The organism is Nocardia sp. 852002-20019_SCH5090214 (assembly GCF_001665865.1).
GTDB classification, from domain to species: Bacteria; Actinomycetota; Actinomycetes; order Mycobacteriales; family Mycobacteriaceae; genus Nocardia; species Nocardia nova.
This window is the reverse complement of the sequence record NZ_LZMK01000303.1, coordinates 16143-31476: the sequence shown is the minus strand read 5'-3', so window position 1 is coordinate 31476 and position 15334 is coordinate 16143. Positions and strand designations below refer to the sequence as shown.

The window sequence follows — 15334 nt, the reverse complement described above, 5'->3', positions numbered from 1 at the left end:
GTCGAGAGACCGTGCCGGAGTCGCTCGTCGCCGACTCTCAGAGTTGTTCTACTTCAGTGATTTTCGCCTGGGGCGAGTGGATGTGGCTCGCCGACGAGGGCGGCCAAAGCTGCAGCGACTTCGGGCAAAGACGCTCGGACGTAGGTGAGCGTTGGCCCGTCCGCCCCGGATGGCTCCGCGTGACCTGCGAATGCTCGGGCGGTGGCGTAGCCGAAGTTGCGTTCGACCCATGTGAGTGTGGTGTGGCGCAGCCAATGTGCCGTGACCTGCTGGATTTTTACCCAGGGTATTTCTCTGCCGACGCGGTCCCACAGATAGTCGTAGCGGCGTCCGGTGACCGGCCGGCCGTTTCGGTAGCACAGGAGTTGCCCAGCTGGATCCGCGCTTCGATTCCCGTGGCTGACCAGTGCTTTCATCAGGGTGGGCGATACTGGCTGCCACCGGTCTGATTGGTCTTTTTCGCGTAGCCAGATCAGGCAGTTCGTTTCGTCGAGATCTCGAGGCCGCAACGCCAGAGCTCCGCCGCGCCGGCACGCTGTCTCGATGTGCAGCCGCACGATCAGTGAGTCCAGGTCCGGATCATTGCCGGTTGTCGCGACGACGCGATTGATCTGGGTGAGTTGGCCATCGGACAAGGCTGTGCGGGAACTGGGTCGTCGCCGGGGCTTGTCGATGTGGGCAGCGGCATTGCCTGCCGCGGGGACGTATCCGTCGTCGCGAGCGTGGCGGTAGAGACAACGGATGGCGCCGACCATGTGCTCGGCAGCCGAGCGTCCACCGCGCGAGTTCTTCCGGGCCGCGGCTGCGTGTCTGGCCTGCTCGACCATCTCCTTCAGCTCCAGCGCGGTCGGCTCATCCAGTGGACGGTCGCGCCATTGCTCTCGGATCCGGTTCAAATACGGGCGGTAGGTGCGCACGGTTCCAGCTGACAAAATCGATTCGACGCGTGGGATATATTCACCGAAAGTGGGGACGTTCGTGACGGGCGATTGTGAGAGAAGATCTTCGGGACGTAGGCCGAGTCGCGCGAGAAGGAGTTGAGCGGCTTGGATATCGTTGGTGCTCACCATCTGAGCCAAACTGACGGGTCTTGTGAAAATAGTGCTGTGACGAGCGCATGGGGCGGGTAGACAACCAGTTTGCGATGCTCTTCGGACGCGACGAGCAGGATTCGATCGCCGCTTTTAATGTGTAGACGGCTGCGCAATTCCGACGGAATGTAGAGGTGGTGATGAGAATCGATGCGGAGCTTGGAAGCAGTGTCAGAGACAGTCACGACGAGTAGTTGACCGTCAACGGTGAAGCTGATCGGCTGGTGGGCCAGCCACTTCAGCGGTGCGAGTGTGTTTGCCGCCGCAACCCTGCCACGATCGCTAATTACTGAAATCGATATCAGTGGCAATGTCGATGACGGTCTGACGTGGATCTCCACTTGTGGCAGCGGAACCCTGATGTTTTCTCCATGCGTAGTCCGCGGCTGCCTCATATTGAGCAAGTTTTCGGCTGCGGTCTGCTCGGGATGTGGAGTCGTTGCAGAAACTCTTGTTCGCGGGGACTCGGCGGACGTGTTCGATTGTATCTGTGGCGCTGATAGACCGGGACGTTGGGCGCCGGCACGCGTGGGTGTTCGTCCGGATGCCGGACCCATCGGTTTGTTTGGCGGGGCGGCGGGGGACGGCCCGGGCATGTGCGACATGCTGCCTCGATTCTCTTTTCGGCTTTCTTGTATGAGAGCGAAGCGACTGGTGAGTTGGCAACATGTATGCCGAATTGTGTCATTCGAGCCAGCGTGTGCTGGACTTCGGCTCAAGGGCTGTAGGTGTCGACCTGCAGTTTTCGGAGAAGGCATGTCAGTTCGATTAAGCGAATGATATCGAAGCGTGCTGATTCATAGCATTCTTCGCTTTCTATGCTCGTGGCGCGGTGACCGGCTCCGTTGACGCGGCCCACCGAGGCGCCGTGGCGCGAAAAGGAAATATAGCGAGACGTGCCATCCTGGGCTTGGGGCGAGCGTCGTTCGGCGAGTCTGCCGGATCCTCGTCAGCGGCAGAGTATGTTGCCTGTGCTCGCTCAGCCCGTTGTCATCGACCGGGACTGCGCATGAAGCATGCGGCTACATCGGAAAGGGCAATTGAACCTTGGTAGATGAACGGCTTTCGCCAGGTGACGAGTTTCGCAGTGGTATCCAGCAAGAAGTTCCACCCCTGACGACGGTGCCTGTTTCGGTCGGTGCTGAACGATTGGGCCAGTCCACAGAATGGTACTTGCGCCAATTGCGGGCACGGAAGCTGCCGGGCCACAAGATTGGGCGCCAGTGGCGCCTGACCGAGGACGACATCCGGGAGGCGTTGGCGATAACGGCGATGCCCGTCATAGTGCCCCCGCCGGATCCTTCCGGGTTGTCACCGAGGAGTCGCCGATACCACAATCGTCGCAGTCGTCGGCGCTCTACCGGCTGAACAAAGCGTCGGAAGAGTCAAATCGCAACGCAAGTCTGAAACCGCGGATTTTGCGTTAAATTCACCTCGCGCTTCCTCTGGATCCGCTAATGGCGGTTAGGTTGAATATCAGGCGGAGCCTATTGTTTTTCCTGCGTCCGGGGTGTATCTGCAAGGATTCATCGTATCGCCTGGATCGAAATTTCTGCCGCTGGATCCATGGGCTTTTCATGATTGGAGTCGGCGCTTGTAATTCGAGTGGGGACTGAACGTGCTTCAATCGAATTCTATTCGCACGTGAGATTGCACTCGGGCGCGAGGCGGGTGAACGATCGGCTGCCTCAACCAGCCGACGAGGCCAACAGGTGCTGACGCCGTCAGGCCCTGAGCGCACGCGAAATGCGGCGAATCGCTGCGAGATGTGACCTTTTGTAGGATCCGACCACTAGCGACCGCCGCTGACCAGCGGGTTTCGTCTTGAGGGGTTAGGGGTTCGATTCCCCTAGGCTCCACCACACAGACTGGCCGCTCAGGGCGCGGAAACGTATCCTGAGCGTGCACGGCGTCAGTATCTGGCGTCAGCAGCCGGTTACCAGCGGTCGGTAACAGGACATCTCACGAGATGTCGCCTGGAACCGACCGGAGGTGACAATGCCGACCCCCCGACCCCGTCCTCGTGCGGACGGGACCGTCGCGTGGCAAGTGCCGTTCAACATCTACATCGATGGCCGCAGGCGCCAGAGTTCGGAGACATTCGACGACCCCGCCGAGGCGACGCGCTGGGCCGCGCTGCTCGAACGTGTCGGCGCCGAGGAAGCGCTGAAGATCCTCGACGTCCAGCGCGGGACCGATGTCGAAGACCTGACTCTCACCGAGTGGCTGCGCCGCTACGCCGACACGCTGACCGGGATCGAGCCCGAGACCCGCAAGCGCTACCACCGCTACATCGACCGCGACATCGCCGATTTCATGGGTTATCTGCCTCTCGGCGCGATCACGGCCGAGACCGACAAGTCCTGGGTGGTGCACCTGGAAGAGGAGATCGGCAACAAGCCCAAGACCATCGCCAACAAGCACGGGTTTCTCTCGGCGGCGATGAGCGCCGCCGCCGCGGTGCGCCCGACCCCGCTGATCGCCTACAACCCGTGCGCCGACACCCGACTGCCCCGCAACGACGCCCCCGAACCCGACTACTTCGACGACGCGGAATGGGAGCTGTTCGAACAGCTGATGCCGCCGCGCTGGCGCGCGCACGCGGAGTTCGGCCTGATGTCGATGGCCCGACCCAGCGAGGTCACCGCTCTGCGCGTCGGCGACATCAACCCCCGCACTGGTGCGGTGCGCATCACCAAGGCGTGGAAATGGGCCGGCGGCGCGCTGAAACTCGGCAAACCCAAGTCCAGCCGGGGAATCCGAACCGTCAACGTGCCCCTGGAAACCCTCGACCGGCTCGACCTGAACCGCCCGCGCGACGAGCTGCTGTTCCACACCGCCACCGGAAACCCCATCAGTGTCACCTACTTCTACAAGAAGGCGTGGCTGCCGGCCCTGAGGCGGCTGCAAGCACTCGACGAGCTGAACTTCCGGCCGTTCAACCCCGCCACCGGATGGAAGGGCGCCGACCCGGAAGACCTGCTTGAGCGGTTCGACGACGCGGTCACCAGCCTGCTGGGTAAGCGCCTGACCCCCTACACACTGCGCCACACCGGCATCTCCTGGAAGCTGCAAGACGGCGTGCCGCTGTTCGTGGTCTCCCGCGACGCCGGACACGAGTCGGTCAACACCACCGACAAACGCTACGGCCACATCGACCGCCGCGCCAGCGAATCCGCCGCCGACGTCATCCGCCTGCATCTGCCCCGCGTACGCAACGGCGGCCTGCGCCCCGTCGCCTGACCGCCCCGATTCATTTTCATACTGCGACGGCTACGAAATGTAATGAAACGAAATGGAATTCAATGACAAAACCCATTGACCTCCACTCCCGCAAGCGCACGGTTTCGGCACAGTGCGGCTATCCCGGCTGCACAGCCGAGCCTGAAACGACGACCCGGCGGCCGGGGCGCCCCTTCGCCTACTGCGCCGACCCGAGCCACAACGCACAGACCGCGTTGCGCGCCAAACGAAAACACGCCCAGCAGCAGACCCGCGAACCAGCCACCCCGAGTCTGCGGCCGGTCACCGATGGTGCGGTGACGGTCGCGGGTCTGCTGGCCGAGGCCGCACGTCTGCGTGACGAATTGTCCGCGATCGTCAGCGACAGCGCCGACACGCTGGCCACCATCACCGGTGCCGAGGCGATCGATCGCGAAATCGCCGACATCCGCCGTGAGGCCGCGGTCAAGATCGCCGCCGCCGAGCAAGCGCAATCGGCCGCCGAGCGTGCACTGGCGGCGATGACGGCGCAGCGTGACCGAGCCGCCGAACTGGAAACGCTGGCGTTGCAAGCAGCCGACGATGCGGCAGTGGAAGCCGCCCAGGCACGCCGCGAGGCCGAAGAAGCCCGCACCGTCGCCGAGGCGAGAATCGCTGCGGCGGAGAAGGATCGCGACAGTGTCTACACCGAGGCCGAGCAAACGCTGACGAGGATGCGCCATGAGTACGACGCCGCGCGCACCGCGCAAGCGCGCGCCGAAGCCGAGGCAGATGTCATCCGCGGACAGGCCCAGGCCGCCGCCGAGGAGAACGCGGCGTTGCGACGGCAGCTCGCCGAGCAGGCCGACACACACCGCCAGCAGAACGAGGCGCGCGAGCGCGAGCACTCGAGGGCCATCGCCGCCGCCCACGCCATGGCCGACCGCGCCGCACGCGAACAACGCCGCCAGCTCGACTCGATCATTCATGCGCACCAGTGGCCCGCGTTCACCGCAGCCGACGGAAGTCCAGCAGAGTAAACGGCAGACGGCGGTTGTGCACAACCTGTGCGCAGTCGCATCCACCTTCGCGGGAGTTATCCCCAGCAGCCCGGTTCATGCACAGGGCGGCGAGGTGTCGGTGGTATGTGCTAACGCGCGAATTATCCTGCTGAACAGTGCTTTCCCCGTCAGAGCGACGGGGACCACGGCTCGAATGCGCAGAAGCGACACGTCGGGGGTCTCGCATAGAGTGCGGCGTACCGGACCCGCCCAGAACCATCGGCAGGCCGGAAAACGGTGGGCCCCGCCTGAGGCAACAGGCGGGGCCACTCAACGCCCATCCACTCTGCGACACGAAAGGGCTAGGCGAGCATGAGCCTAACTCCCACCTCCGACCATCCCCGACTGGAACCACCAGAACCGAGACCGCCCGAGATTCACCCGCTACTGGCCCTCTCCCTGGCAGTCAGTCTCGCAACCGCCACCGGGCTCCTCACGGGCTGGTCGGAGGCCGTCACAGTTCTGATCTCCGTCCTAGGGCTTCTATCGAATCTCCGCCAACACCGACGCGGTGACTAGTGCGCACCTGTAGTTGGTTGTTACCGACCGGCGTTCGCTTCAGGCGTGGTCGGTCGGTCGCGGAGAATTCCCTGTTGGGGGATCGGCCCTGGGGCGGCCATGCCGCCGCGGTTGGGTCGATGCCAACGGACAGGGATACCGTCGGAGCATGACGACTACGGCGACCGAGTCGCGTGATGGCATACCTGAACCTCGCAAGGAAAGGTACGCGCCGGTGACCATCGCGTGGCGTATCCAGATCGCGGAGTTGGCTCATCGATTTTTCGGGCTTGCGCGCAACCAGCAATGGGCAGAGCTTGCGGGCGCGCCTTACGAGAAAGGGGTGATCCACCCATGGACGGTCGCCCATTTCATGACTTTTCTCGGGAAAGTCGGCAACACGACAGGCAATCTGGCAGATGTGGTGCGCGTACTCGGTGCATTGGAGCACGCGGGTCTGCTGCTCGCGCAAGGATTCGACTACCAGAAGGCTGTTGGCGGCCAGACCTATCTTGCAAACGGTGGACCGGTGTTGCAGCGGCAAGACGGTGGAAAGCTTTGGCTGGCCGAAGCTCTCGGTGCCGAACTGATCATCCCGTTCTATTGCTCTGCGACCGTCCAGATCACGGGCTATGCGACCGAAGCTGACGCCGCCGCCGAGACAGACGAGCGATGGGGAACTGGCCTCATCGTGGATCGCGCGCACATTCTGACCAACCGACATGTTGCGGAAGGCGTGAGGTATGGGATGCAAGTAGTTCAGCAGGTGCCGACCCCAGCGGGGTACCGCTCGTGTCGCGTCCGCGCCCACGCCCAACTCGACGTTGCAGTGATCGAACTGGAGTTGGCAGACGACGCTGATGGCCTCCAGCCCCTCGCAGGAATGGTGTTTCGCGATCCGAACTGGGCTGACGAGACGTTCGTATTCGGCTTTCCGCGGGTGCCGATGACCGCGGAAATGGCCATCACCGTTCAGCGCGGCGAAGTGGTGAACCCATCGACTCCATCGATGCCGAGCCGCGAACCCGTTTTTCTGTACTCCGCGATCGCCCGTCCCGGCAACAGTGGTGGTCCCATCGTCGCTGGCGATGGCCGGGTGATCGGGCTTGTGGTCGAAGACTCCTCTGAGGTTCAGACCAATAATGGAGCGCCCGTGTCCGCCCCGTTCTACCGTGGGCTCCCCACTAGCGAGGTCGTCCGCGCGCTGACGGATCTCGGATTTCCCAACCTGGCCAAAGTCGAATCCTGGGCATAAACACACACCTAGTGGAAATTCCGGGTGGACGAGGGCTGGGCGGTGCGTCGGCTACTGTTCGATCAGAACTCCGTCCGGTAGTTCGAGGGAATCGACGTCGAAAGCATCTTCGTCAAGTCCCCCGGCAAAGAGACGCCGCTACCGCAGTAGCCCAAGCGTTAGCGGCGGCGTCGACAGCGCCCGATCCGCAGGGCCGTCTGTCCGGCGCCGATTCCGAAACCAGGCGCGGCGAACAACTTTGTTCCGCCTCCGAACCCGTGACTCTGGTCTCGACCAGCAAACCATCACAGTCGAAAATCACGGCCCACCCGAACCGACGCGCGGACTATGGTGCCGGGTGACATGATCAACACCACGACCAGCCTACGCACCATCCTGCGCGCCGCCTGTCACGAAGTCGGCTTCAGCGACGAGGCGGCCCACCTCATTCACCACTCGAGCAACGCCGTTCGTCCTACCTCACCATCAAGCCGTCGCACGCGTGTCCACAGCGGCAGCCGACCTGCCCAGAGTCCGATCCGTCACATCGCTGACCGCATGGCTGGCCGCACGCGGCTTCGGAGCCACCGTCCCACTCGCAGGCGCGCGTCCGCTCGCCGTGCACGGGCACGACGTCAGCTTCTGGCGCTACTACCCACAATCGGACGCTTTGCCTCCGACCTCACGCGACCTCGGATCACTACTGCGGGAGCTGCATTCGACCCCGCCCCCCGCACAAATCGACCTCCCGAACTGGGTTCCTCTGCAATCCCTGCGCACCGCTCTGCACGATCCCCGCACCGACACCGGACACATCACCGACCTCGAACGCGCGACTCTGCTGAACATGATCGAGACCGTGGCCGGCGAACTCGCCGATACCAGCTGGCCACTGGGCCACGGACTCATCCACGGTGACGCCTGGGCAGGAAACCTACTGTGGGACAGAACGAACGACGACTCCGCACGACCGCGCGCCATTCTCGGCGACTGGGACTGGGTGAGCATCGGCCCATTCGAGGTCGACCTCATACCGACCTGGCACGCCGCGATCCGTTACGGACGTGACCAGCACTGGGTAACGGAGTTCATCACCACCTACGGCTACGACCTTTCCGAATTCGCCACCGGCTACGAGACCCTGCGCCGGATGAGAGACCTCGTGCAAATCACCGGCCCACTCCGCAGGGCCGGTGACTCGCCAGCCAACGCAACACGGCTACGCCAGCGTCTCCACGCGATCCTCACCGGCGACACGACATCATCCTGGAGTCAGTACAGCTGACCCGGCCATTCGCTGTCACGGGGACCGTGCAATGAAGGTAACGAGTATCGAAAAGTCCACGCGCGCAGGAGCGTTCGTGACTCCGTTCGAGACGGGTGGCGCGCGTAAAGGCAACCTCAACCCAAATTTGGCTAACAGACGTCTCCGGCGCCCCGTTCGACGACTCGATGGAACACTCAGCGACACAGGCATTTGACACCAGAACCTCCTCAAGCTCGCCGCGCTGACGCGTTCACCTGTCGCTCCTCGCGGGAGTGATCCGCCGGCGCCGCGGGGCAGGATCAGCTCGGTGTGGCGCCGAGGCCGCGCTCCGGTGAGGAGCATTTTCATTGCACGCCTGGGTATTTCGAGCCTTGTGACTTCGGCTTGATTCCGCCTGCTTCGGGTTCTATCTATTTCCGCCGGATGAAGTAGTCGTGACGAGCATTCACATCACCGCTATCTGTTCGATGATCCGGTCTCGGATGTCATCTGGACGACAGAAGGCTGCGAGCAGGTAGAGATAGGGCAACAATGCGAGGTCATCGGGGATTCGTCCGTCGTGCTGGGCAAGGAGGCGTTCGCCGACTTCGGCGCTCGTCACGCTCTTTGGCTTGGCTCCACGACCGTACCCGTGTGTAGCGTTGCGGTGGATGACCATCAACCGCGCGGCGGCATCTTCACGGTTGAATTCCTTGACCGCGCCGTTCGGCATGTGGATGCGAACAGCTTTGATTCCGCGCTGCTCGGAGATGAAGAAGCCCTTTTGTAGCTGCTGGAGCGCGTCGAGTGCCCGTTGTGCTGCGGGAAGCAGGATCTCGGCGGCATGGTTGTTCATACAGGACTTGACGAAATTGAATTGTTCCTGAGCGTATTTCGCGGAAAACAGGGTCTTGAGTTCCACTTTTTCGCCAAGGAGGCGGTCAGCGAAGGATCCGAGCAGGGTGAATGCGATGACTCTCTGGGCGGTCGTGTCGCGAATGGTGGTCTGCAGCGACGCTGTCAGTTGCAGAACCTGGCTGAGGGTCAGCATCCAGTGCAGTTGCTCGTGTGGAACGTAACGATCTTGAGAGTCGATGTAGGTGGCTGGATCGGTCAGGTATCGGAACAATTGGTTGAGTCGCATGACCCACCAGTCGATGGCTTCCCCAGCTGCAGTTCTCGTGAACGTCGGAAGCGAGACGGCGGAGTTTCGCCCGCTGCGCTGCAGCAGCTCCAGCATCTCTCTCGCCTCAAGGCCGTTCGCTGCAGGCAAGGCGCGACCGAACCCGAAGAGGACTGTTGACATCGGTCGTGGGCAGGCGTATCCCCACACGTACGGCAGCAAGCACCCCATGAGCGGGTCCAAGAATGATCCGGACAAGACCAGCGAGTTTGCCTGCTGTGCAGCGGATCCGAACAAAAGACCGCTGCTTGGCACCTGCGCTGACCCATCCCGCAGCTCATTGATCACAGTCGGGTCCTGGGCCATCCTGAGAGCGATTGACGGCAGCTTCACTCGTCGCAACAGCGTCTGAGTGATGGTGACGACGTGTGCGCTGCGGTTCGGCAGCAAAAGCTCATCCGTGTCGTTGAGCGTGTATCTCCCCAGGAGCCCGAAGTGTTGTTCGGTGAACTGGCCGCAACGCTGACGACTGGCTTGCGTCAATTCGATCTGGGAGTACAACAACTGGGTCTTCAGGTCATCGTCCGACGCCGCGTTGGCACGAATCTTCTCTAAGGTTGTCAAAGCTTCGGGGGTCAATTGGTGTGCGGGCAACTCGTCGACAACATTTGGAAGGATGTCGAACTGCGGTTCGCGGCGTGGGGGACCGGCCACCGTCCGGGCGGTGAGCAGGTCGTGATGGCGCCCGCCGGGGGTGTCAGCGTGGATGCTCCAGGTGTTGCCGCTGACGCGGGTGGCGGCGAGACCGAGGCTGGCGAGCAGACCGGCCAGGTCGCCCCCGTGCAACTGGTTTGGGAGTTCAAGAAGTGCCGAGCGCTTGGATTGTTGCACCTCGAGCAGTCTATGCGGCTGTACTGACAACCCGGCGACGCGGTCACCGAGACCGCCACGCTCCAGGCCGAGGCCGGCGGCACCATAGAAGCTAGTTATGCAGCAGGTTCCCGTGCACATCCAGCTCGCGGGCGATCTCATGCACCTACCGGCCGGAATCGATAACTTGACATGCCGCTTCCACCCGGTACTCGGGTGAATACGATCGACGCGGACGAGGCATGGTGAACATCCTGTCCAGGGACCGACCGTCCCGCTATCTCGGATGTCCACTACTTCAGGGGAGCACCACGGTTCTGGTTCCAACGCTGGGAGTAGTCGCTGGTCGTGGCGCGGATGGACCTTGCGGGCCAGCGGGTTGCGTTGCCCTGCAACGGGCATTCGACCGGCTCGCCGGCGGCGTGCCGGTTCGTCCCGGAAATCTGCGGTTTACGAACGACGTGGCGGGACTGTGCTGGCTGCGCAGTGGATGGGATAGCTGGTTGGGATGGTGGCTGGTTGTTGGTCAGGAGTGATCGAGCCAGTAGCGGTGCGTGCTGGTTTCGTCGAAGCCGTTGCGTTCGTGGAACGGTGTGGTCTCCCACGCGATCCGGTAGCCCTGCTGGGAGATTCGGGTGCGGAGGCCGTCGCTGATCGCCACGAACGGCAGCATGTAGGTGTCGGCAATGCTCTGCTGTTGAAGAACGTCGCCGTGAGGGTCGGTGCAGGTGACCTGTCTGCCGGTCCACGTGAGATCGAGCAGAGCGCGGAACTGCGCGGTCGGCACGATCAGCATGAACCGATCCGGCTGCGGTCCTGGGTTGAAGTAGTAGCAGGTCGAGGCGATCACCCGCGCGTCCGCACCGGTCGGAGGTGGACATGTCATGGCCTGGGCGAGGGTATCCCATTCGGCGGCGGCGAAGTCCCCTGCGCTAGCCGGAAGCGGCAGTGAGCTCGACTTCCCCGTTGCGGAGTGGACAAGCCAGGAACGCAGTCGTACCTGAGTAGTGTTTCGTGTCCGTGTGAGTGCGGGCCGAACTTGGCTGGCGGTGGGGGTATCGGGTGCTGAGTTGATTAGCTGCCCCAGGTTGACCGGTGGACTGCATGCGCGGTTCTCGATGACGAATTCACCTGCCAGAACCCACCATCGGCTGCCGTCGGGCTCGATAAAAGAAAAGTCGGCGCCGTCGATGGTGTCGTGGCAGCCGGTCGGGTCGTACACCGCGGCGGGAATGGGGAGTTTGCCGGCGTCGCGGCGGTCGATCGACCCGGCGGCATACAGCGGCACTTCCAGATCGATGGTGGGGTCGGGCAACTCGTCGTAGCCGTCGTCAGGACCCAGCCAACGCCCGCTGCCCGCCGGTGGCGGCTCCCAGCGACCGTTGATGCGGTGCAGCTGGTCGTGGTAGCGGTGTCGTGCCGAGAGTTCGGCCAGCCACATCTGTATGGCCTGGTCGTTGAGCTTTTTCCGCACGCTCACCGATTGATGCCGTAACCGCAGGCGGTCACGGTAGGGGATCGCGTGCTGTGCAGCGACTTCGGCGAGGAGCTGCGCAGCTCGGCCGACCTGTTCGTCGAAACCGGTTGTGCTGTCGTCGGCGAATCGTTCATGCAGCTCACGCAACGGCCCGACCGCGATGTGATCGCTGTGGGCGCCCACACGGCGATGGCTCCAGCGAACGCGGGAGACGCTCGCGTATGCGCATGTCAGCTCATGCAGCGTGGGTGGGCATACTTTCGTGTCGAGGACCTGGCCGGCGGCGTGGAGGGCGCGGTAGAGCGCGACGTGCAGTCGCAGATGCATCGTCAGGCTTCCCGCCGTCGCGTGGCGGGTGCGGAACTGATCGTGGGCTGCCAGGGCGAGGGTTTCGGCGGCGGATGTGGCTGTGGCGCGGGTGATCGCGCCGTACACCGCGTTCCACACCCCGGCGTAGATGTCGACGTCGCCGCAAGCGCGGGCGTGAACAAGCAGGCTAGCGGCGAGATGGGGTTGTGCGGCGAGCACGGCGGCCAGGGTGCGTGTGGCCGAGGCGGCGGTTTCCCCGGGTGGCAGCGCCAGCCACCACATGAGCATGCGGGCGAGTTCGCCGGCGTGAATCGGGTCCAGCGTGTTGGTGTCGGCGCGGCGGTTGATCCACACAAGGATTGCCGCGAGGTCGCTGTCTTCCTCTTCTTCCGCGTCGAAGGTGGCGATCGCGTGGAGTACCTCGATCCATTGCTGTGCGCGTTGAGTTGGTGGCGTGCGTGTCAGTTCCTCATCGATGAACCGGGCACCGAGTGGATGGCCGGCGGTCACCGAGTTGTGGATGGCGAACATCCAGATCGCCAGTCTTCGGGCTGGCACGGCCAGCATCTTGCGCGCGAGCGTTACGGTTGTGGGCGAGACGGTGCTGATCGAGCGTCCTTGCAGCGACAGGATGAACGCTTCGGGCATACCCGCCCGCCACGCCCAGGCAGGGCCACGCAGAACTTCGTGACCGGAATGTGCCGGTGACAGTTCGGCCATCGCCAGCGTGATCGGATCCGGGTCCGTCCATTTTCTGCGGGCACGCCGCCTCGGCGCGGAGGGAGCACGCCGGAGCCGGGCATCGAGTAACGCTTGAGCGTGCCGGAATTCGGCGATTCGTTGCAGCCCGTATTCGAGGCGGCCTTCGGTGTCGACGAGCACGCCCTCGTAGCACAGGAAATCGACGGCGCGGTCGACCTCGGCGCTGGACAACCCGTCGGCGTTGCGGCGGATCTGCTCACGAGTGACTGCCTGGCCGGGACGGCTGTCGAGGTGACGAAGAACTACCTGTAGTTCCCCGCGGTCATACATCCCCGGCGAATGCGAGGGGTGTTGAGCGGCAAAGTCATGCGACAGCAAGGCGATCCAGCTGGCAAATAGGTCCCCGAGAGCCATCGGAGCCACGGCGTCGGCGCTGCTGCCGCTGTGGACGCGGGCGAACATCCGCAAGACGAGCGGACGCCGGTAGTCGGGAATCGTCCATGGTGCGGCGACCGGGGGCAAGTCGAAGGAGCGCCGCAGGATCTGCCATGCCTGTGCGGGGTCGACACCGCGGTGGGGGTAGATCGCCCACGGCGATTGCCGGGCGTTGGGTCGCGATGTCGGGGTGCCCTCGTCATTGCGTCGTGTCGCGATGAGGGTGATTTCCGGGCAGGGCGCGACTCGCGCCGCCAGTTCCGCGAGCTGGCCAGGCCAGTGCGCGGGGGCGGCTTCGTTGACGGCATCGACGATGATCACGGCTCGATGGCCGCTGGCTTCGGCGTGCAGACGTAGCCCGTCCAGGAATTCGCGGCCGCTGATTCCGGTGTCGACCGAGCGGGCGAGCTCGGTCAGCCACGAGCGAGTCGAGCCTCGCCACATGGCGCCGTTGACGAAGACGGTGGGCGCGCCCTGCTCGATGCGGTCGAGTGCGAATTGCGCCGCATGGTAAGTCTTGCCGGTTCCCCACCCGCCCTCGATGAGCACGACGCCGCACGCCTCGGCGCGCAACCGCCGCCGCAGAGACGCGATCGCGCCCTGCACGCTGTCCAACCGCCGTCGAACATCGAAGATGCGGCGGCGGCGAGGCACTCCGACCGCTGACTGCGCGGACTCGTCGAGAGCTCTGCCGACCTCGTCACACCCGGTGGACAACTCGTCGATCGCACCCAACAGTTCACCGGCCCATCCGATCTCGCGGGCCAGCGGCACCGCGCGGGTAGGGCGCTGTGTTCCGCACACGGCCTCACAGGTGTCGAGGCGGTGGATCGCGTTGTCCCACAGGGTGCGGATCGCGGCATCGGAGCGCCGCTGTGCGGAGTTGTCCCCGGTGACGTCGATGATGAAGGGGTAGCGCCATCCCTCTTCGACATCGGCGAGCAGGGTCCGCAGCTCCTGGATCTGCGTGTTCGTTGCGTCGGGACAGGTGAGTTCGGCCAGCTCGGTTTCCAGCGCGGAGTGAAACCGCACCGCGCTCTGTTCGTCGTCGAGCCTGCCCATCGCCGAGAGCGCGCGGGCACGGACGACGGCGTGGATGTCGGTCAGGGTGTGCTGCATGGGCAGCAATGCCGGTGGCAGGCGCAGAACGTCGATCGCCAGCGCCGCGAATTCCGGGCGGCTGAGGTCATCGGCGAGCATCGAACCGTCGATGATCACCAATTCCACAGCACGTGTGGAGATCGAATCCGGTGTTCGGCGGGCCGCTGCAGCGAACAACTCCGGTCGTCGATAGTAGATGTCGACGCCAGCGACGTCGACACGGTCACTGGCACGGCTCCACTGCGTCTCCGATAGGGACTCGACGGTGTAATACAAAATCCGGCCACACGGTAGGCTGTCGGAAAGAATCTGTGTCACATCGGATTTCAGTTTGTCCGGCAGCCGGTCGGGCAGCGTGGTGGTGCAAGCCACGACTGTCGTGGTCGTGCCGGGTGGCTGGAACGTGGCCGCGAACGAGGCCGCGTCCTCATCGAGAGCGGTCCAGCGGCTGAAACCGTCGCGGCCGCGGTCTCCGCCCGCACTGACCGGCCCAACCGATTCGCTGAGGCTGGGATCGAAGCGTTGTCGAGCGTGCGCGACACACAAGCGCTCGAAATCATGGTGGCGGTTGGCCGACCTCAAATCCTTGATCGCCGACCTGAACGATGTCCTGAGCCGTTCCTGCGGCTCGGGCAGACGAGCTCGATCCACCGGTGTTTCTCTGGTCATCGCACCACTTCCCGGTGTGTCACCGATCGATGCAATTGAGGTCGAAGATGTTGTGCCGGAACAGGTCCCGGTTTGTGAAGCCTACAAGAGGGAGTGGCGGTTCGCCCGCGAACCAAAGCTGGACTGCCCGCACCGTGGGCTTCGGGCGCGACGACACCAATGTCTACCTGACCGTTGAGAAGCCTGCCCCCGAAGCGGGGCGTCCTGATCGAGGCACTCATCCAGCAACCAGCGCGATCGTTGCGGACCCAGCCAGCCCGCAGGGGCGCGCGCTACCTATTTCCGGGCCAGCCGCCCAGTCAGCCCCGCAGCCTCAG

General features: G+C 63.8%; 8 protein-coding genes. 4 read left to right on the top strand and 4 right to left on the bottom strand.

All coding sequences use genetic code 11. From position 1 onward, the window contains the following. Positions 1-53: 53 nt before the first annotated feature. Both A5780_RS24130 and A5780_RS40210 read right to left on the bottom strand, forming a co-directional pair. The gene (locus A5780_RS24130; protein ID WP_062965756.1) at positions 54-1070 is read right to left on the bottom strand and encodes a site-specific integrase; all 1017 of its coding nucleotides are present in this window, start codon (positions 1068-1070) and stop codon (positions 54-56) included. After that, positions 1064-1432 (bottom strand): AbrB/MazE/SpoVT family DNA-binding domain-containing protein, encoded by a 369-nt coding sequence (locus A5780_RS40210; RefSeq protein ID WP_156769636.1) that lies wholly within the window; start codon positions 1430-1432, stop codon positions 1064-1066. The genes A5780_RS24130 and A5780_RS40210 overlap by 7 nt, the downstream gene beginning before the upstream one ends. 1657 nt (positions 1433-3089) lie before the next feature. Between A5780_RS40210 and A5780_RS24125 the strand changes: the two genes are divergently transcribed. The 4 genes from A5780_RS24125 to A5780_RS24110 all read left to right on the top strand — a co-directional run bounded on the left by A5780_RS24125 (position 3090) and on the right by A5780_RS24110 (position 8370). After that, positions 3090-4334, top strand: a complete 1245-nt coding sequence (locus A5780_RS24125; RefSeq protein ID WP_156769635.1) for a tyrosine-type recombinase/integrase — start codon at positions 3090-3092, stop codon at positions 4332-4334. Between the two features lie 62 nt (positions 4335-4396). Further along, positions 4397-5332 (top strand): hypothetical protein, encoded by a 936-nt coding sequence (locus A5780_RS24120; RefSeq protein WP_156769634.1) that lies wholly within the window; start codon positions 4397-4399, stop codon positions 5330-5332. Positions 5333-6020: 688 nt separating this feature from the next. Beyond that, positions 6021-7106, top strand: a complete 1086-nt coding sequence (locus A5780_RS24115) for a serine protease (RefSeq protein ID WP_062965753.1) — start codon at positions 6021-6023, stop codon at positions 7104-7106. A gap of 481 nt (positions 7107-7587) precedes the next feature. Then, a complete protein-coding gene (locus A5780_RS24110; RefSeq protein WP_062965752.1) occupies positions 7588-8370 on the top strand; it encodes an aminoglycoside phosphotransferase family protein in 783 nt (260 codons plus the stop codon). Between the two features lie 427 nt (positions 8371-8797). Here A5780_RS24110 and A5780_RS24105 read toward each other — a convergent pair whose 3' ends face one another. Further along, the gene (locus A5780_RS24105; protein WP_156769633.1) at positions 8798-10345 is read right to left on the bottom strand and encodes a hypothetical protein; all 1548 of its coding nucleotides are present in this window, start codon (positions 10343-10345) and stop codon (positions 8798-8800) included. Positions 10346-10850: 505 nt separating this feature from the next. Beyond that, positions 10851-14474 (bottom strand): hypothetical protein, encoded by a 3624-nt coding sequence (locus tag A5780_RS24100; protein ID WP_156769632.1) that lies wholly within the window; start codon positions 14472-14474, stop codon positions 10851-10853. Between the last annotated feature and the right edge of the window lie 860 nt (positions 14475-15334).